Raw genomic sequence first — 760 nt, forward strand, 5'->3', positions numbered from 1 at the left:
GTTCATCATGCCGGGTCAGCAGGGCAAACTCGTCATCATCGTTGAAGATCGAGGGGCGCGCGGCAGGGCTGTCGTTGGCCAGCCCCAGCCCCTGCGCCAGTTCTTCGTGAATACAGGAAAGCCGCAGAAGATCGGGGTTTTCCGTCCGGATCACCGCCACCGCCGCGGTATAGACGTTGGGATCCCCGCCCGAGGCATAGGCCGCGACCGCGCAATAGGTATCGCTGCGCATCTCGGCAAAGGCGCGCAGGCTGGCGCGCGAAATGCCCGGGACGCGGGCTGCGGCCTGGGCAAGCGTTTCGGCCCGGTCGTCTTCGGAGGCGACCACCACCATGAAGTTCGGTCTGCCATGCAGATCAATGGGATGGCCCGTCACCCGTTTGAGCCGGTCGGCATAGGCACGTATGTCGCGGCTGTCCGTCTGCCGCTGGGAGGGCGGCACGCTGTCGCCGAAGATGATCTCCATATGGATGGGCACCTGCCAGCGCCGGAGGGGGCTGGCCCCGCCGCGTCCGGCGAAATTGCCGTCATATTCGTTGAAAAAGGCGATCTGCTCAAAATTGCGCGCCAGCACATCCGAGGTGAAGGGCGTATCGGGCCCGCCTCCGTCCTCACGCAGCAGCCCCTGCACCTTCTGGGCGGTCTGAACCTCGGCGAGGTACTTGCGCAACGCGGCGCTCTTTTCAGACGTGGGCCGGGCGACCCGCGGTCTTGGGCGTTCCAGCGCCACAGGGGCAGGCTGGGCAGAAGGTGGCAGCGG

1 protein-coding gene is annotated in these 760 nt (G+C 66.1%); it reads right to left on the reverse strand.

All coding sequences use genetic code 11. The features are described 5' to 3' along the window. Positions 1-670 (reverse strand): DUF2927 domain-containing protein (locus A3764_RS18465; protein ID WP_236628244.1); only part of this gene is annotated, 670 nt, incomplete at its 3' end. Positions 671-760: the final 90 nt, after the last annotated feature.

Source organism: Sulfitobacter sp. HI0129 (assembly GCF_001635395.1).
Taxonomy (GTDB): domain Bacteria; phylum Pseudomonadota; class Alphaproteobacteria; order Rhodobacterales; family Rhodobacteraceae; genus Sulfitobacter.